Annotated in this window: 14 protein-coding genes and 6 pseudogenes; 8 read left to right on the top strand and 12 right to left on the bottom strand. The window is 59.9% G+C overall.

What is annotated here, in order from left to right; genetic code table 11:
* The first annotated feature begins 15 nt into the window (after positions 1 to 15).
* Positions 16 to 1,359 carry an IS1380 family transposase gene (locus tag HAP41_RS48245; RefSeq protein ID WP_166091063.1) on the top strand — a complete coding sequence of 448 codons (1,344 nt, stop codon included), beginning with the start codon at positions 16 to 18 and terminating at the stop codon, positions 1,357 to 1,359.
* A gap of 238 nt (positions 1,360 to 1,597) precedes the next feature.
* Here HAP41_RS48245 and HAP41_RS50215 read toward each other — a convergent pair whose 3' ends face one another.
* The 6 genes from HAP41_RS50215 to HAP41_RS48225 form a co-directional block, all read right to left on the bottom strand.
* Complete coding sequence (locus HAP41_RS50215) at positions 1,598 to 2,077, bottom strand: ATP-binding cassette domain-containing protein (protein WP_166107369.1); 480 nt, start codon at positions 2,075 to 2,077, stop codon at positions 1,598 to 1,600.
* Positions 2,038 to 3,309 carry an ABC transporter transmembrane domain-containing protein gene (locus HAP41_RS48240; RefSeq protein ID WP_166107372.1) on the bottom strand — a complete coding sequence of 424 codons (1,272 nt, stop codon included), beginning with the start codon at positions 3,307 to 3,309 and terminating at the stop codon, positions 2,038 to 2,040. Before HAP41_RS48240 ends, HAP41_RS50215 begins: the two co-directional genes overlap by 40 nt.
* Positions 3,296 to 3,697, bottom strand: a complete 402-nt coding sequence (locus HAP41_RS48235; RefSeq protein WP_166107374.1) for a hypothetical protein — start codon at positions 3,695 to 3,697, stop codon at positions 3,296 to 3,298. Before HAP41_RS48235 ends, HAP41_RS48240 begins: the two co-directional genes overlap by 14 nt.
* A 118-nt stretch (positions 3,698 to 3,815) precedes the next feature.
* Positions 3,816 to 4,955 carry an asparagine synthase-related protein gene (locus HAP41_RS48230; protein WP_166107377.1) on the bottom strand — a complete coding sequence of 380 codons (1,140 nt, stop codon included), beginning with the start codon at positions 4,953 to 4,955 and terminating at the stop codon, positions 3,816 to 3,818.
* Entirely contained in the window at positions 4,955 to 5,212 is a 258-nt protein-coding gene (locus HAP41_RS50905; protein ID WP_414643407.1) for a lasso peptide biosynthesis B2 protein, read from the bottom strand. The genes HAP41_RS48230 and HAP41_RS50905 overlap by 1 nt, the downstream gene beginning before the upstream one ends.
* 365 nt (positions 5,213 to 5,577) lie before the next feature.
* Positions 5,578 to 5,718, bottom strand: a complete 141-nt coding sequence (locus HAP41_RS48225) for a hypothetical protein (protein WP_166107383.1) — start codon at positions 5,716 to 5,718, stop codon at positions 5,578 to 5,580.
* Positions 5,719 to 6,093: 375 nt separating this feature from the next.
* Between HAP41_RS48225 and HAP41_RS50210 the strand changes: the two genes are divergently transcribed.
* The 3 genes and pseudogenes from HAP41_RS50210 to HAP41_RS48215 form a co-directional block, all read left to right on the top strand.
* Positions 6,094 to 6,225, top strand: coding sequence for a hypothetical protein (locus tag HAP41_RS50210; protein WP_256478606.1), 132 nt, complete (start codon positions 6,094 to 6,096; stop codon positions 6,223 to 6,225).
* Positions 6,226 to 6,740: 515 nt separating this feature from the next.
* The gene (locus tag HAP41_RS48220) at positions 6,741 to 6,911 is read left to right on the top strand and encodes a hypothetical protein (protein WP_206706209.1); all 171 of its coding nucleotides are present in this window, start codon (positions 6,741 to 6,743) and stop codon (positions 6,909 to 6,911) included.
* Positions 6,901 to 7,095, top strand: a pseudogene (locus HAP41_RS48215) (recombinase family protein); the annotation flags it as partial. The gene HAP41_RS48220 and the pseudogene HAP41_RS48215, both read left to right, overlap by 11 nt.
* Before the next feature lie 99 nt (positions 7,096 to 7,194).
* Here HAP41_RS48215 and istB read toward each other — a convergent pair.
* The 3 genes and pseudogenes from istB to HAP41_RS48200 all read right to left on the bottom strand — a co-directional run.
* A complete protein-coding gene (gene istB, locus HAP41_RS48210; protein WP_166063422.1) occupies positions 7,195 to 7,956 on the bottom strand; it encodes an IS21-like element helper ATPase IstB in 762 nt (253 codons plus the stop codon).
* A 16-nt stretch (positions 7,957 to 7,972) separates the two neighbouring features.
* Positions 7,973 to 8,842 (bottom strand): annotated as a pseudogene (locus HAP41_RS48205) (Mu transposase domain-containing protein); the annotation flags it as partial.
* Positions 8,842 to 9,314: pseudogene (locus HAP41_RS48200) on the bottom strand (transposase); the annotation flags it as partial. The pseudogenes HAP41_RS48205 and HAP41_RS48200, both read right to left, overlap by 1 nt.
* Positions 9,315 to 9,464: 150 nt before the next feature.
* On the opposite strand from HAP41_RS48200, the gene HAP41_RS48195 reads away from it, so the two are divergent.
* A complete protein-coding gene (locus HAP41_RS48195) occupies positions 9,465 to 10,808 on the top strand; it encodes an IS1380 family transposase (protein WP_166065068.1) in 1,344 nt (447 codons plus the stop codon).
* Positions 10,809 to 11,074: 266 nt separating this feature from the next.
* Here the strand turns inward: HAP41_RS48195 and HAP41_RS48190 are convergent, their stop codons facing one another.
* Positions 11,075 to 11,521, bottom strand: coding sequence for an SET domain-containing protein (locus tag HAP41_RS48190; RefSeq protein ID WP_166107386.1), 447 nt, complete (start codon positions 11,519 to 11,521; stop codon positions 11,075 to 11,077).
* 81 nt (positions 11,522 to 11,602) lie between these two features.
* Here HAP41_RS48190 and HAP41_RS50895 point away from each other — a divergent pair.
* A pseudogene (locus HAP41_RS50895) lies at positions 11,603 to 11,758 on the top strand (transposase domain-containing protein); the annotation flags it as partial.
* Positions 11,759 to 12,238: 480 nt separating this feature from the next.
* On the opposite strand, the gene HAP41_RS48180 reads toward HAP41_RS50895, so the two are convergent.
* On the bottom strand, positions 12,239 to 12,838 hold the full coding sequence (locus HAP41_RS48180; protein ID WP_166107388.1) for an HdeD family acid-resistance protein: 600 nt from the start codon (positions 12,836 to 12,838) through the stop codon (positions 12,239 to 12,241).
* A 373-nt stretch (positions 12,839 to 13,211) separates the two neighbouring features.
* Positions 13,212 to 14,052, bottom strand: a pseudogene (locus HAP41_RS48175) (IS6 family transposase).
* A 110-nt stretch (positions 14,053 to 14,162) separates the two neighbouring features.
* Between HAP41_RS48175 and HAP41_RS48170 the strand changes: the two are divergent.
* Positions 14,163 to 14,729: a hypothetical protein gene (locus HAP41_RS48170; RefSeq protein WP_166107390.1), complete on the top strand. Its 567-nt coding sequence runs from the start codon at positions 14,163 to 14,165 to the stop codon at positions 14,727 to 14,729.
* 427 nt (positions 14,730 to 15,156) lie between these two features.
* Positions 15,157 to 16,403 (top strand): annotated as a pseudogene (gene istA / locus HAP41_RS48165) (IS21 family transposase).
* Positions 16,404 to 16,499 lie beyond the last annotated feature (96 nt).

Raw genomic sequence — 16,499 nt, 5'->3', positions numbered from 1 at the left:
AACGCCACGCCCGCCATGACCGATGATACGAGTCTACCCTTCTCGTTTCCAGCCGTTCACGCCAAGAAAGTCACAGCTGCCTTCGATGGCGGTCGGCTGACCTCGAACGGGGGCGTGATGCTTCTTGCGATGGCCGAGCGACGTCTCGGTTTGGCCAACAATTTGGCCCGGGTGTTCCCGGATCGGCGCGATCCGACGCGGGTCGTGCACAGCCTTGTCGATATGTTTCGCGCGCGCATGTTCGCGATCTGCTGCGGCTACGAGGACGCCGATGACCTCGATCATCTGCGGTCCGATCCCGCATTCAAGCTGGCCTGTGGACGGCTACCAGACAGCGGTCGCGATCTGTGTTCCCAACCGACGCTGTCGCGGCTGGAGAATGCTCCCCGCCTGCGCGACGTGATCCGCCTGACCTACACCCTGGTCGATGCATGGATGGATAGCTATCCGTGCGAGCCTGCATCCGTCACGCTCGACATTGACGACACCTGCGATGTCGTCCACGGCCATCAGCAACTCTCGCTGTTCAACGCTCATTATGACGAACGCTGCTTCCTGCCGATCCACGTCTACGACACGGAGAAGAGCCGGCCCGTGGCGGTCGTGCTGCGGCCCGGCAAGACGCCTGGCGGGGTCGAGGTGCGTGCCCATCTGCGCCGCCTGGTGCGGCACATCCGCACGCGATGGCACAAGACGCGAATTACGTTCCGTGGCGACGGGCACTATGCTCGGCCGGAGGCGATGACGTGGTGCGAGAACAACGGCATCGACTACATCTTCGGTCTGTCCGGTACCAGGCCGCTCGCCAGAAAAGTCGACGAGGTCGCCGACGATATCCGCACCCGACGCGCCATCGAGAACCTAGCTGTTCTGCGCGGCTATACCGAGACGCGCCACAAGGCAAAGTCCTGGGATCGCGAACGGCGCACCGTCGCCCGTATTGAGGCGACGATGCTCGGCCTCGACATCCGCTTCGTCGTCACCAGCCTCGATGTCGGCTCGGCCGAGTGGATCTACGACAGCCTGTATTGCGCGCGCGGCCAAGCCGAGAATCTGATCAAGCTGCATAAGACGCAGCTCGCCTCCGATCGCACCAGTTGCCGTTCGGCGCTCGCCAATCAAGTCCGCCTCGTTCTCCATACCGCCGCTTATTGGCTGATGCTGACCGTGCGCGACGCCATTCCCAAAGTCCGGGAATTGGCCACTGCCGAGTTCGCGACGCTGCGTCTTCGGCTCTTGAAAATCGCCGCCCGGGTTGTCGAGACCAAGAGCCGCATTCGCCTTGCGTTCGCCGCGGCATGTCCCGAAGCCGACCTGATCCGCAGCTTGCCCGGCGCGCTGCTGCCGCTCGGTCCTTGACCGGTGGGGCGTCCGCCCGCGTTCACCCAACCCATCCCTCAAGCGCGTTGCAAAGTACCGGTCGTCAGGCGGTGAAAAGCCGAAGGCAATCCTGTGCGCCTCGTCAGCGGAGGTGTGCGGATGCACCAGTCGGACCAAAATACCGCGCTCTCACGAATAGGGCGGGTTAGCACCTTGATCATCGAAGGACAGCACAAGGCCGCAGTCCGTGCCGTCCGGGCCTACTTCAGACGCCGGATCACGGAAATTGTTCAAGCGCACGCGAGGCTTTCGCGGATGCCGAGCACGACAAATCTAACACGTAGTCATGTGGACTTATCACGCCCCGACGGTGCGTAACTGCTATGATCGTCGTGCCCGATGCGAGTTGTCGAAGTGCGTCGAAGATCCAGCCCTCGGTCTGCTCGTCCAGCCCGGCACTGGGCTCGTCGAGAAGCAGCAACCGGGGCCTCGCGATGAGTGCACGGGCGATCGCAAGGCGCTGCCTCTCGCCGCCGCTTAGCAATTGGCCCCGCTCGCCGACGCGGTAGTCCAAACCGTTCTGCAAGGAAGTCACCTTATCAGCCAGATGGACGCAATCGAGTGCGTGAAGCACATCCGCATCGGAAAACGGGCGGCCCAGCAGAACGTTTTCGCGGATACTCAGATTCATCATCAAGGGCTCTTGGGGCAAGTAACCTACGTACGCCAGGTAATCTTCCGGATCGAGCGTGGCCAAGTCCAGTCCAGGGGGCCAATGCGCACCAGGCCGCTGTAGCCTTGATGCATTTTTAGCAGGAGTTGCATAAGCGTGGATTTGCCAGCACCCGACCGTCCGATGATGAAGTTGATGACGCCGGGCTTGAACTCGCCCGTTATCTCAGAGAGGAGCGGCGAAGCCCCTCGTTCATAACCAAACGAAAGCGCGCTGATAGAAACGTTGAGTGAGCCCAATATCGGCATGGTACGCCTGAGCATAGCGGGTCGCACCGCTGGAGCATGTGCATCAAGCAGCTCCTGCAGCGGCCCAGCCATGCCACGCGCAACGGTGATGTCCCGCATTGACATGCCGATAAGCTCGAAAGGCCGGTTCAGTTGAACGAGGATCATGCTCACCATGACGAGCCCACTTATCTCGCCTGACCGGTCATAGAGCCACAGCAAAAGCCCCAAGATCGAGGCATACTGAACGAACAAGAAGGCGGATTGCAAAGCGCCATAGCGCAACCGGACGCTATAGAACGTAAGCCAAGCTCGGCGCGTGGCGGCTGTCTGGCGATCATACAGCTCAGCTATCCAAGGTTGAGCGCGGAACATGCGAATCGGAACGATGTTCTCGATCGCACTTCCTAAAAGGTTCGAGCTCTCATTAGTCGAAGCCTGCGCTTGAGCTTGATACACCTTTGTAACCCTATTGCTCTTCCATGTTGTCAGTACGAGCACGGCGCCGTAGGCTAAGATGAACAACGCCACCAACCAATTCGCTGCTCCTCCGACGGCAAGGAACGAGAACGCAACATCGGCGACCCCGCCCATTAGCACCATCGAATAGAGCTGAATGTAGATCTTGTTGGACTGGTGCCAACTCTCCACAATTGCCGAAAGCTTGCTCGGATTGTTTTGAGCAAACAGCGATAGCTCGGCGGTCGCCAGAGCGGCCATGATCTTCTTGCTGGAGAGATTGCGAACGTGCTGTTCCAGCCTGTTCGATAGAACCACCTTGACGTCTTGCAAGCACCGAGCAAGCGCGGCCGTAACGGCAAACAGCCACAACAAACTGAGCGTGTAAAGCGGCGGCGCGCTGGCCAGCCGGGCGACAGCCCGTGAGAACAAGAGCGGCCCGGCGACCGCGCAGCCGGACGCTACAGTGGTCGTGAGCACGAAACCCGCGACAAGAAGGCGGGAAGATTGCATGCTCGTCTTGATGACGTCCCATTGGAGCGGGGGCAAGGGCGGCTTACCCGAGTTCATAACGATCCATCCAATCGGCAACAGCGCATACCCGAATGAGCGCAGACGCTGAATCGTAAGACAAATTATCGATAGCAGTACGGAGCAGATCACGGGAGATCAAGCCGTGCCGATACAATGCACTACGCTCGACACGTGCCGCCAAGGCACCATATTTGTACCGAGTTAGCAGATCGCGCCCAGCACCTTTGCCAAGTCGATAGTAGATCACGTCGGGCAAGTCTTCCCGGAAGGCCTCGCGCTCAAGTGCGCGATCAATTCCATTTGAGCAGTGATTTCGGCGAGCCGCGAGAAGTCCGGCCTTGATGAGCGGCCAGAACACAAAGGCCTTTCGCTCTTCTACCGCAATGTCTCGTAGTGCGATGCGATTGAGCTCTGCATTACGCATGCCGAAGAACTGAAACAGTCGCGTCGTCGGCAGGTGGCGTAGGGCCCTAGAGCCCGGTACGAGCTCTGCTCGGACATCCGGCCGTACTGATGCGACAGGCGACTGCGGAAATCGAAGATCACCGAACATATGCCGGCGTAAGTCCCGGCTGCTCTGGCCGGTGATCACGTCGCCAAGAACACGCCAGACAGACGCTCGGGCCTGGATCGCAAGGCCGGCGAGCTCGCGCAATGTCTCTCGTGGCGATCGGGCTTCGGCAAGCAGCTCTCTGGCCATCGTCAAGCGGCGCATTCTTGAGAAATAGTTGATCGCCTCCATCCCCTGTCAACACAAGACGCGATCCTGCAGCCTGCGCAGCCTCGTGAAGTTGAGCTGTCGTGGCGATCGTGGCCGCTAGCTTACAAGGTCGCGGCGTTGGAGCCAGCAATTCTGATGACAGGTCGGTCATCGACGAGCGAGCATTCGTTTCGACATAGGTTGGCACGCCGCGCGCCCGCTCGGCCAGCGCGGCAAAAAAGAAACGTTCGTCACCCTTGACGTCCGTCTCTGAGTAGCTGTTCAGGAGGGAGAGGGACCTATCTCGATGGAGGTCGGCCGCTGCCAATGCCACGACCGATGAATCAAGCCCCCCGGAACATTCAATGCTAAAACCACCGCCATATCGGCGCGTTTTGTGAGCGACGCTCGCCGAGATCAATCGGCGAAAGCTGGCCACATCATCCTCGAAAGAGACCGCGGTTCCCTTGAGCCTGGCTACGGCGCTCGCCAGAAAGTCGACTTGCCGAAAGCCCCCCCTTGAGATGAAGAGGGCCGCGCCACTCAGCAGCTCGAAAACCCCACACAACCCTGTTTCCGGGGTCATCCAGGACGTGTTGCACATTAGTCCAATCAAATAGTCAAAGTTGAAGGCGTGGCGTTGCGCCAAGACGGCATCTGGCAGCTTCAGTCCTGCCCAACACTCAATTACATCATTTCTGACTTGGTAGAAGATGGAGATCTCCGAGAAAGGAGGGCGTACGATCGCAGTGCCACTCGGCGCGCGAACAATGAAAGCCGCATCGCCAGCGTACCGCTCCTGCAGCACAGCTACAATCTCCGGCAGAGACGTGCCTTTGAAGTGTGTTGGTTCCAATTCAGTCGGCTCGCCGGTCTTGGCGTCAACAATATCGTTGAGCACCGTGATTTCAACGCGGCCGTTTACAACGATGCTGGCAAGCTCCTTGACTGAATCCAGGAGCCCATCGGCGTTCAGTCTCATTACGCGAATCTCAAGATGACGCTGTAGTCCTCCACAGCCCGCCTCGTGTCGTTCAAAATGAGGTCGCCCGATTGCAGCCAAGCGTGGGCACTGAACGGTGGCTGCTTCACACCCACGAGGAGCTCGAGCGATGCGATGTAGGGATAGAAAAAAAGATATCCACCCACGGAATCCTCAAGACAGCGCGGGCGGCGTAACCGAAGATTGCGCAGATGCTGGAATACGCTGGCGTAGCAATGGATCGTTTCGCCTCCCACGGGTGCCGTACCGTGACGTGATGCACGCAGAAAGTCGAGTTGACAAGCGATGCTCTGCTGCGAATGAGGCGGGCAGCATGAGCCGCACGCGCATAGCGCCACACCAGATGGACGGGCGGGACGAAGGCTGGCAGTGAGTTCAGACAATCGCGCAACCTTGCTGTCGTCTCAGTCAGCCGTTCACGCTCCTCCGGACAAGCTACAGATGTGCTAGCCATGCTGTAACGATTGGATTGCAGGTCGAGGCTGATCCAACGGCCGTTAGACCACGCATGGAATACGTTGCTCACAGCAGCGATCCTTCTGCCCACCTCGCCGTCAAATTGATGGGATGGGCCGAAGCCCATCCCATCAAGCGGTCCACGTCAAGCGGGTTGGTAATAATCGTCCGTCGTAGGTTCAAGGGTCCAATCGCCCCCGAAGCCTTCCGTGAGCTCGGTGGCATCCCCGACGTCCTGCGCCGTGTCATTGATAGTCGTTGTATTCATCGACTTCTCCTTATTCATCGCATTCTCCTGGGTGACTGGCCTATCGCCAGCATGCGCAGCCTAGCATCGTGAAATAAAATAGGACTTTTATATTCTGAATATGATGTCGATCGATTCGAAGAATCGTTTGACGTGGTAGAAAGTTGCGGGAATTTGGGCGACGAGGCGATTAGGCGGCGCGTTTGTGGCCAGCCGGCCGAAGGTACGATGAACGGGCGATTCAATCACCTGTGATCAGGCGTATCCCTGATCCTTCCAGGATTAGTTCGAGGAGAAGGTTTCATCGCCTGTTTTCATCAAAGCCGCGTCTTAAAAACTCCAACGGGCGTTAACCGCAGGCCTCGGGCTCAATCCAGGTTGAAAATCGCTCGGGCTCACGACAACGATCCGAGCATGAAGCGCAGCCGCTTTTCCGACGCGGTGCTGGAGTTCGGCTGTCTGCAAAGGCTGGCAGCGGCACCGCGCGGACCGCCGCCCTTCTTCCACGGCAGCAAGGACACGCCTTCTGAGCTGCTGCCGGTTTGATGGACACCCGGTTAAGCTAATCCCACCTTGCGCTCGAACTCAACGGGGCTAAGATAGCCGATGGTCGAGTGCCTGCGGGTCGTGTTGTACAACGAGGTTTGAGAACGCCCACAGGACCGCTCTTCGCGTGGTTCTTTATCGATATCATCCTTGGTTTGGTTGCCGAGTTTGCGTTCATGGGGCCGTCGACAAGGCTGGCGATGTCGCCTTCCGCTGCACACTGGATGGATCGCAAGCAGATCGTTGGCTGGAGGTTCCAGCATGGATGTTCGACCGGACGGCATGCCCTGAGGCGGAGCTTTTGGCAGCTCGGCCATTTGTCAGCATAACCGCACTTGCAGCGCTTTCTGCGCTTCTCGATCTGGTGTTGATGGATCGAACGCCATCAGCTGCCCTGCTTTCTAGCGCATCCAGAGCCTCTCACGACCAGAATCGGGGAGAGACCCATGTCACGGCAGACGGCAATGCCAGGGAGCGGATACCGACACAATCGACAACCGCGGCCGCAGCAACAGATGGATCTGTTCGGGAGCGGCCTGCCGAACGGCGCCATCCGCGCGCCAGCATGGCCGGAGTTGCCGGCGGAAGCCCGGGCGGCCCTCACAAGCCTGATGACGCAGTTGATCCTCGACCATGCTGCGATGACAGCGACGCCGCCCGCGAAGGGGGTCGATCATGATCTCTGACAAGGTCAGGCCTCATCATCTGGAGCGTAAGGCGATTCTTTACGTGCGCCAATCCTCAGCACATCAGGTGTTGCACAATCGCGAGAGCAGCGCATTGCAATACGCCATGCGGGACCGGCTGACGGCACTCGGGTGGTCAGAGATCGAAGTGATCGATGATGATCTCGGTCGTTCAGCCGCCGGCTGCATATTTCAGTGATCGTGAGCAGCGATTTCGCGCGATCATGAGCGCCGAATTCAGACGATCGTGAGCAGCCTCGCTCCGGCCGAGGCGGTGATAGGGTCAGCGTTCTGGCTGCTCGTCAAGGGTGATGGTTTTGGCGTTGCGTTTTCGCATGCTTTCGCCAGCAAGCTGGAGGCGGTGAGCGTTGTGGACGAGGCGATCCAGAATCGCGTCGCCTAGCGTGGGATCTCCGATAACTTCGTGCCATGTGTCCACAGGGAGTTGGCTGGTTACGATGGTGGAGGAGCGGCCATGGCGATCGTCAAGGATTTCCAGTAGATCGCGCCGCTCGGCAGCGGTGAGCACCGACAATCCCCAATCATCCAAAATCAGAACCTGGGCGCGGCCAAGGGTTTTGAGCAAGCGGGCATAACGTCCATCGCCCCGCGCGAGCCCCAACGCTTCGAACAATCTTGGGACGCGGTGATAGAGGACCGAGCGATTATCTCGGCAGGCCTTGTGGCCGAGGGCACAGGCTAACCAACTTTTGCCCAATCCGGTCGCCCCGGTTATGAGCAAATTCTCGTGGCGATCGATCCAGTCGCCGCTGGCGAGCTTGGCGAAGACGGCCCGGTCGATACCCCGCGGCGTGCGCAAATCGACGTCCTCCACGCAGGCATTCTGGCGGAGCGAGGCCAGCTTGAGGCGCGTGGTGAGCCGCCTGGTGTCGCGTTCCGCCGCTTCCCGGTCGACCAGCAGGCCGATGCGATCTTCGAACGGCAAGGCTTCGAGATCAGGCGATCGTCGCTGCTCCTCGAAGGCCTTGGCCATGCCGCTCAAGCCGAGCTCGATCAGGCGTTCGTGGGTGGGATGGTTGAGCATACAGGTCTCCTTGGCTTCAGTGAAAATAATCGCGGCCGCGGATGTTGCCGTGGCGCAGGGGTTGGTGTTCGGAGGGCTCGTCGAGAAAGGTACGATCCAGACCGTTCTGGAGGATGGAGCGGATCGAGGCGACGGATCGCGCCTTGATCAGAATGCCGCGCCGGCAGGCCGCTTCGACGCGCTCCGCGCTGTAGCTTTTGACCAGTGACAGAATGCCGAGGCAGGTGCGAAAGCCTTGCTCGGGATGCGGCCGGGCCGCGATCACGGCCTGGAAGAAGGCGGCGGTCAACGGACCGATCCGCTCGCCGGCGACGATCACTCCGGCGGGCGTCCATTGACCGTAGCGCCGATGGGCGCTGGGCATATGGTCGGCGATGGTGGTGTGGCCCCGCCGGTTGGGCGCGCGGGCGTGGCTGGCGATCCTGCGGCCGTTGTGGAAGATCTCGACCGTTCTGTCATCGATGCGTGCGTCGACAAGCTCACGGATGAGCCGATACGGCGCGGAATACCAGTGTCCATCGATCTCGATATGATAGTCGGGGCCGATCCGGCATCGCTTCCAGCGTGCGAAAGCGTAAGCCTGGTCCGGCAGCTTTGTAAGCTTGGGCTTGTCGAGCTCGGCGAACAGTTCGGCGCGACTGGCGCCAAAGTCGCGCATCTGCCTTGCATTGAGTTCGACGACGAGTGTTTTGATGGCTGCGTTCAGCTCCGCCAACGAAAAGAAGCGTTGGTTGCGCAGCCGCGCCAGAATCCATCGCTGGGCGACTTGCACCGCAACTTCGACCTTTGCCTTATCTTTTGGGCGCCGCGGCCGGGCTGCGAGAATGGCCGTGCCGTAATGGCTCGCCATCTCGGCATAGGTTCGGTTGAGGCCGGGATCGTGGCGTAGGTGCGGTCGCTGGCGGCGAAGCTGGCCTTGACCTTGCCGCCGAGCTCCTCGTCGCTGCGGGATCTGGTGCTGGGAGAGCGATTCAGCCAGGCATGGAAGCCCGACCGCGACACTCCCAGCGCATCGCATAGCCATGCCACCGGCCAGATCGTCCGGCGCTTCGCGACGAAGGCGAACTTCATGTCGCTTCCTTCGCGAAGTAGGCTGCGGCCTTTTTTAGGATATCCCGCTCGGCCTTCAGCTTGGCGACCTCACGGCGCAGCCGCTCGATCTCCTGCTGCTCCGGCTTCATCTGCCCGTGGCCGGGAAAGGCTTGCGCCGGGTCGGAGCCCAACTCCTTCACCCATTTGCGGAGAACATTCTCATGAACATCCAGGTCACGGCCGGCTTGCGCCACCGACACCCCACGGTCCCGCACCAGCTTGACCGCCTCGACCTTGAACTCGCGGCTGAACTTCCGTCTTTTCATCGCCACCTCCGGCTTCATGAAACACCTAACCCGCCTTATTCGCGAGAGGGCGCCTGAGAGGCTGGCGAGCGTGGTGTAAAGCGCTGATGCGGCGTAGGATTCGGTTGCGAAGCCAACCCCATCACCTCAACCGCGAACGCCACGCCCGCCATGACCGATGATACGATTCTGCCCTTCTCGTTTCCAGCCGTTCACGCCAAGAAAGTCACAGCTGCCTTCGATGGTGGACGCCTAACCTCGAATGGGGGCGTGATGCTTCTGGCGATGGCCGAGCGGCGTCTCGGTTTGGCCGACAATTTGGCCCGGGTGTTCCCGGATCGGCGCGATCCGACGCGGGTCGTGCACAGCCTTGTCGATATGTTCCGCGCGCGCATGTTCGCGATCTGCTGCGGCTACGAGGACGCCGACGACCTCGATCATCTGCGGTCCGATCCCGCATTCAAGCTGGCCTGCGGACGGCTGCCGGACAGCGGTCGCGATCTGTGTTCCCAACCGACGCTGTCGCGTCTGGAGAATGCTCCGCGCCTGCGCGACGTGATCCGACTGACCTACACTTTGGTCGACGCATGGATGGATAGCTACCCGCGCGAGCCGGCATCCGTCACGCTCGACATCGATGATACCTGCGATGTCGTCCACGGCCATCAGCAGCTCTCGCTGTTCAACGCTCATTATGACGAACGCTGCTTCCTGCCGATCCACGTCTACGACACGGAGAAGAGCCGGCCCGTGGCGGTCGTGCTGCGGCCCGGCAAGACGCCGGGCGGCGTCGAGGTGCGTGCCCATCTGCGCCGCCTGATACGGCATATCCGGACGCGGTGGCACAAGACGCGAATTACGTTCCGTGGCGACGGGCACTATGCTCGGCCGGAGGCCATGACGTGGTGCGAGAACAACGGCATCGACTACATCTTCGGTCTGTCCGGTACCAAGCCTCTCGCCAGAAAAGTCGACGAGGTCGCCGACGACATTCGCACGCGACGCGCCATCGAGAACCTGCCTGTTCTGCGCGGCTATACCGAGACGCGCCACAAGGCAAAGTCCTGGGATCACGAACGGCGCACTGTCGCCCGTATTGAGGCGACGATGCTCGGCCTCGACATCCGCTTCGTCGTCACCAGCCTCGATGTCGGCTCGGCCGAGTGGATCTACGACAGCCTGTATTGCGCGCGCGGCCAAGCCGAAAATCTGATCAAGCTGCATAAGACGCAGCTCGCCTCCGATCGCACCAGTTGCCGTTCGGCGCTCGCCAACCAGGTCCGTCTCGTTCTCCACACCGCCGCTTATTGGTTGATGCTTACCGTGCGCGGCGCCATTCCCAAAGTCCGGGAATTGGCCGCCGCCGAGTTCGCGACGCTGCGTCTTCGTCTCTTGAAAATCGCAGCCCGGGTCGTCGAAACCGCGAGCCGCATTCGCCTTGCGTTCGCCGCGGCATGCCCCGAAGCCGACCTCTTCCGCAGCTTGCCCGGCGCGCTGCTCCCGCTCGGCCCGTAACCGACCGGGCCTGCGCCCGCTCACCCGCCCCACTCCTCCAACGCGTACAAAACAGCTTGATGTAGAACCCGGTGACAAAAGGCCGGACGGTCACCCACGCCAGCCGCCAGCCCCAGTCAGACGTCAAGAACGACCGTGCTCTCGTGAATAGATCGGGCTAATCTCGGTGTCCATCAAACCGGCAGCAGCTCATTCTTCCGATTTGGGACTCCAAATCGATTCAAGCTAGACCCATCCCGCTCTAGAACAACGCGTACGCAGCAGGATCAACCTGTTGGAGCCGGCTCCGCGCAGCTTCGAAAACAGGAGCTGGAGGTCGGCAATAGCTCCTTATTCCACGATAAGTCACACCCTGGATCGAAAGACAAGTAATCGCAAGTAAGTTCTTCACCAGGTTGTACGTCACGGGCTGTGAAAATTCTGCAATGATCGTCTTGATATGTGTTTGGATGACTGCTGTGATTCATGAAGCGAGCGTTGTCAGCATTATACTCTACGACACCGTCATTAACTTTGTGGTCTCTGGGATAGGCATGCTTATCAAGTAAAGCTTGAAATGTTGGAGCTAGAGCTTCGTATTGTTCGCGCGTCACCGCAATGTCAACGATCGGGTTGTGGATCCAAACTAACGTGCCTTTAGGCAAACGAGTCGCGGAGAAAAGTCCAATGCCGCCAAACTGGTCTGGCTTCAAAATAGTTTCAGCAATCAACATCGAAGAAGTCCCCCAAAGTCACTAACACCCAGCAAGCAAGCTAACTGACGTGAGCTGCGAAATCTCCTACACGAATTGGTAGGGTCTATCCGCGCCACTCTCGCATCGCTCATCAACTCGGCAAGGCTTCACGACATCGACCCGCGGCACTATCTTACTGATGTTCTCGAGCGCATCGTCTCTGGACGCACCAAGATCAAGCAGCTGAACACGCTGCTGCCGTGGAATTGGAAATGAGTCCGCGTCCTAGCACTACTTTGGCAGATTTTGGCGATTGATCGGCGAAACTGGATTGGTTAGAAGCCGACATTGTGGTTCGATAGATGCACAACTTAAACTCCGATTCGAGTTTTGCAGTGTGTCAGGGTTGCGGTCGCGCGTAAGCGCGCAATCAATCTGCAACGAGCAGGCCTACGTGCGAGTGAATTTGCGTGATGCGAAGCACTGAAGCTTCCTGCCTGTGCGCTTGCGACGCGAGACGCGACGTCGACCCTCGAGGCAACGCCTGCAAGGATACGCCAGCCCGGAGGCGGCGCGTTGCGCAGCCGCGCTGGTAGTGCGCCGAGGCGACGCGCGCCGTTGCGCAGCGCCAACAATTAACGGTTGTGAGGCTCGTTTACAGGCGATAAGGCTGGCAAGAGATGCAATCTCAGCAGGTGGGGCGACAAATTCCGGTTGTCCTGCGTGCTTTTCTCCTTCGAAACCGATGGGTGGTAATCAAGCCGGCGATCGTGCCTGCGACATGATCGAACTGCGGCGCAGGCCGACGCTAATTCCGATCCAGCTCGTACCTGACATGATTAGATCGAGGCTGAGAAACAGTCCAAGAATATAGACGCTGTTGAGCGGCCAACGTGCTAAGATCAACAGCCCAACCAGCAGGGTAATGACGCCGGCTATCGCCAGCCAGAACCGGGGCGTTGCGCGCTTCATGCTGAATGCCAGGAGCAGGCGCATGATGCCAGCGGCGACCAGCAATGCGCCGAGCATCAGTGTAAGCAGCGCAGCGGCGAGCGCAGTATTTTCAAATGTCACAAAGCCGGCAACGATGTAAAGCGCACCCAAAAGAGCGCACAGCAGGAACTTGCCCCAGGTCTTAACCTGGAAGGCACTAATCACTTCGGCTACGCCGGCGATGACCATCATCACGCCAACTAGTAGCACACTCGCCACGGTCGCGAGCGCGACGCTGCCGAGCGCCACGAAGCCAGTGATCAGATAAACTACGCCGAGGGCGAACATCCAGCCCCACTTCGGTATTGGAGCGATGTCCGGACCGGGTCGAAAATGGCGCAGAACATCAGAAGAATTTGGCATGATGGCGCTCCGATGCGAAAGCTGGGCCGCCGGATGGCGCACCTATAAGAGAGTCTCGCCCCGGCTTGTCGCGACCAGCCGCGAGATCACTGGGCCGAGATTGCGGGTCGCCTTAAGCAGCCGGCACAGCATGCCCACGCCAGGCTCGCGCTACATTGGGTACTCACCGCCGACGCCACGAGTTAGGTCGCTAACGATCCCGCCGAGACACTCCTAACGCAAGGACGCCAACCGCACTCCAAACATCCGCCGTTGTTAGACCTTTACTCACGTCGGATCATCCCCGAAAAGGCCCGTGAGCGCACCTACCAGGATTGGTTGGGCGGCAAGGGTACTGGGCTGCTGCAGGCAGAGCTACTTATGCCGGAACGACTTAAGATTGTTGCGACTGCAATTGCCTGGGAGCAGAGCATGGAGCCCGACGAGCTTGCAAAGCGTTACGTCGAGAAGACTCCGGCCAGAGCCCGGAGATGGCTGACGCACGTGCGAGGAAGAAGCGGCCAGCACCGCGCGCGCCGAGGAAACCAAGCAAGCGCGCAGAACTCTCCGGGAGGTCATGTTCTTTTACATGCACAAACTTCAGACGCAGCAAAGAAAAGCGATTGGGCAGCTCTTGAGCTTGACGGGACGATTTGAGACGCTTCATGATCCGCTCGCGTCGCCGCGTCGGCTGATGAGATTTCTCGGCCCGATTGTTGAGAGCTTTGTGCTGGCGATGTTCGACGTGAAAGCCCATCTTCGCCCTCGCAACGCCGTACGAACGCAGCTTGTCCGTGATCATCACGCGCGGCGGCGTGCCGGCGGATTTCAAGAGCTTCTTCATGAGCCGCTGCGCAGCGCGCGAGTCTCTTCGGCGCTGGATCAAGACGTCGAGAACGAAGCCATTCTGGTCAACAGCGCGCCAGAGCCAATGTTGTTCGCCCGCGATCGAGATAACGACATCGAGATAACGACTTCGAGATAACGACTTCGTCCAGATGCTATTTGTCACCGCGAGCGAGTGAGCGCTCGGGTATCCGATCGGAAAACGCCCTGCGGAATTTCCGTACCCACTGGCGCACGGTTTCATAGGTCACGCCAATGCCACGCGCCGCCAGCATTTCCTCGACTATGCGCAAGCTTAAGAAAAACCGGAAATACAACCAAACGGCATAGCTGATCACTTCCGGTCGGAAGCGATGGCGGCGATAAAGAGGGTCCCGGGCGGTCGGCATGCCTGCCGTCTACCCCCTCGGCCGCTCCAATTCGTTAACTTGACGGTGCCGCCTAACCTGCGGCGACAAGCCGAACTGTACATCCGGGCCGCGCTAGGTTTGCATGCCCGATGGAAATGATATCTGTACTTTGCGCCGTCATCGGTAACCAAGGCCGATTGGCACGCCAATTGCTGGAAAATATGCTGAGGAAGAACACCACGATCGCCGAGAGGATATCAATGTCAAACCCTGATTGGTTCTCTTGGTTGAGTTTTCCGTTTTTCGCGCCACTCAGCGGGTCGGTGGTGCAGGACATCGCACCGAATTTTCACCGGCAAGTCGATAATGACGTAAGCGCTGAGATTGGCTTAGCTGAACAGCTGGTCATTCTTTCCAATGCCGTTAAAGAGCTTAGGGCGATGCTCGTAGGCATTGAGGAAACACGACCAGGCGCGAAGCTCAAGATCGCATCCGAGAATGTAACAACAGCAATGGGGCAGCTCGCAGGGATGGAAGCAAAAGTAAACGAGATCAAACAGCGTCATAGCCAGGCCGCCGATCTGGAAGCTGAGCGCGCGCTAGATCGCCTGAAGGAGGTTAATCCCGAGGGATATGAGACGTTCATTCGTAAGCGCGAGAACCGCGCGAGCACCGGCGGAGATGCCGGAAAGTCGAACGGCGGATCAGCCCAATAGGGCAAAAACGATAAGCCCATGCTCAGCTCAAACTCAACTGTGCCTGGATCGTAACGGCAGCTGGTCGGGATTTGTGGTCGAGGCGAGGCGCTTTAGGGGCTTCAGCTGTGCCCGGTTCAAGACTCGGATGTCCGAACTTTTGCACGAAGATCGACGTCGCGGGTCAGCTCAGCCTATTCATCGCGGTCATGTGGGTCGCGCGCATTCGGTCCTGACGTCGCTCACCAGATGTTCTACCGTTAGAGCCGTTGGTTCCTAACCGAGCTACTCTTGAAGACAGCAACCGGCCTGAGTGTCGCGCGCCATGGAAAACGGCCCCCTCAGCGTCACGAGGAATTGCCCCCTCCTCGGATAGCTGAGGAGAGAGTGAATGAAGCGGGAATGAATCACTGAAGGCTCGCCGTGGAATGATCCACGGGGGCAGGTGATGAAGACGCCGGATGACGTGGCGGAAATGATCCGCCTGAGAGCGTGCGGGTGGGGCGTGAAGCGGATTGCGCGGCAGCTTGGCTGCAGCCATCACACGGTGAAGGACTACGTGGCGGCGGGCGGGGTGAAGCCGTTCAAGTCGCCTGAGCGGCCGAAGCGTCTCGACGGCCTTGAGGGCTGGCTGCGCGAGAGGCTCATTCGGCATCGCGGCAATACCGACGTGGTGCGCCAGGACCTGTTGGCCGAGAAAGGCGTGGCCGTCAGCCGGCGGACACTGCAACGCGCCGTGCAGCCCTATCGCCAGGCGCTGAAGGCGGAGGCGCTGGCGACGACGCGGTTTGAGACGCCGCCGGGCCGGCAGCTGCAGATCTACTTCGGGGAGCGTCTGGTCGAGATCGGAGGGGCGAAAGTCAAGGCATTCGTGTTCGTGGCAACGCTTGGACACTCGCGACGGCTCCATGTGCGTGCGTTCCGGGCCGAGAGGCAGGAGCATGGGTTCGCCGGGCTCGAGAGTACATTCACGACCTTCAGCGGCGTGCCGGAGGAAGTGCTGATGGACAATCCACGCGCGCTTGTCGTGCGCCACGACGCGGTGAGCCGGTCGTTTCAGTTCAACGACAAGCTGATAGCCTTCGCAAAACATTGGGGCTTCCGTCCTCGCGCCTGCGCGCCATATCGGGCGCGCACGAAGGGCAAGACGGAGAACGGCGTCGGCTACGTGAAGAAGAACGCGATCGCCGGTCATTCCTTAGTTGGGAAGCATTCGAGGCGCATCTCGACAGGTGGGAGCGTGAGGTTGCGAACGTTCGTATCCACGGCACGACCGGCGAGGCGCCGATCATCCGCTTCGCGCGTGACGAAATACATCGGTTGAAGCCGCTCGGCGGGCAGCCGTCGTTCGGATCCTTGCGTGAACTGACCCGCGTCGTCGGCAATGATTGCGCCGTCGAGATTGATACGAACAGCTACTCGGTGCCGTGGCGCCTTATTGGCGAGCGCGTAGCGGTAACGATCGCGGCCGGCGAGGTGCGGATCCGCCATGGCGTGCACCAGGTCGCGGTTCACGAGCAATCGAAGGGGCGCCGGCTGCGGATCGTCGATCCGGTTCATCTCGACGGTGTTGCCGGGCGCAATGGCGCGGTCCGCCGGCCGGAGACTGCAGCGGCGGTGCCGGGATCGTCTCCACCGCATTCGTTGTTGCGTCCGCTTACCGAATATGAAGCCGTGATCGGGGGAAGCTTCTGATGACGCGCGCAAAGAAGGCAACCGAAGCACCGACCGATCCGCTCGATGCCATGCTGGCGCGATTGCAGCGTAAGCGTAGCTCTGCGGCCCTTTTGA

Source organism: Bradyrhizobium barranii subsp. apii (genome assembly GCF_011516635.5).
Taxonomy (GTDB): Bacteria; Pseudomonadota; Alphaproteobacteria; order Rhizobiales; family Xanthobacteraceae; genus Bradyrhizobium; species Bradyrhizobium barranii.
This window is presented reverse-complemented; position numbering and strand designations above follow the sequence as displayed.

Excerpts from the sequence above, each read along its gene's own strand:
- HAP41_RS48245 (WP_166091063.1), top strand. The coding sequence starts at position 16 with ATGACCGATGATACGAGTCTACCCTTCTCGTTTCCAGCCGTTCACGCC.
- HAP41_RS48240 (WP_166107372.1), bottom strand. The coding sequence starts at position 3,309 with ATGAACTCGGGTAAGCCGCCCTTGCCCCCGCTCCAATGGGACGTCATC.
- HAP41_RS48235 (WP_166107374.1), bottom strand. The coding sequence starts at position 3,697 with ATGCGTAATGCAGAGCTCAATCGCATCGCACTACGAGACATTGCGGTA.
- HAP41_RS48230 (WP_166107377.1), bottom strand. The coding sequence starts at position 4,955 with ATGAGACTGAACGCCGATGGGCTCCTGGATTCAGTCAAGGAGCTTGCC.
- HAP41_RS48225 (WP_166107383.1), bottom strand. The coding sequence starts at position 5,718 with ATGAATAAGGAGAAGTCGATGAATACAACGACTATCAATGACACGGCG.
- HAP41_RS50210 (WP_256478606.1), top strand. The coding sequence starts at position 6,094 with ATGAAGCGCAGCCGCTTTTCCGACGCGGTGCTGGAGTTCGGCTGTCTG.
- HAP41_RS48220 (WP_206706209.1), top strand. The coding sequence starts at position 6,741 with ATGGATCTGTTCGGGAGCGGCCTGCCGAACGGCGCCATCCGCGCGCCA.
- istB (WP_166063422.1), bottom strand. The coding sequence starts at position 7,956 with ATGCTCAACCATCCCACCCACGAACGCCTGATCGAGCTCGGCTTGAGC.
- HAP41_RS48195 (WP_166065068.1), top strand. The coding sequence starts at position 9,465 with ATGACCGATGATACGATTCTGCCCTTCTCGTTTCCAGCCGTTCACGCC.
- HAP41_RS48190 (WP_166107386.1), bottom strand. The coding sequence starts at position 11,521 with ATGTTGATTGCTGAAACTATTTTGAAGCCAGACCAGTTTGGCGGCATT.
- HAP41_RS48180 (WP_166107388.1), bottom strand. The coding sequence starts at position 12,838 with ATGCCAAATTCTTCTGATGTTCTGCGCCATTTTCGACCCGGTCCGGAC.
- HAP41_RS48170 (WP_166107390.1), top strand. The coding sequence starts at position 14,163 with ATGGAAATGATATCTGTACTTTGCGCCGTCATCGGTAACCAAGGCCGA.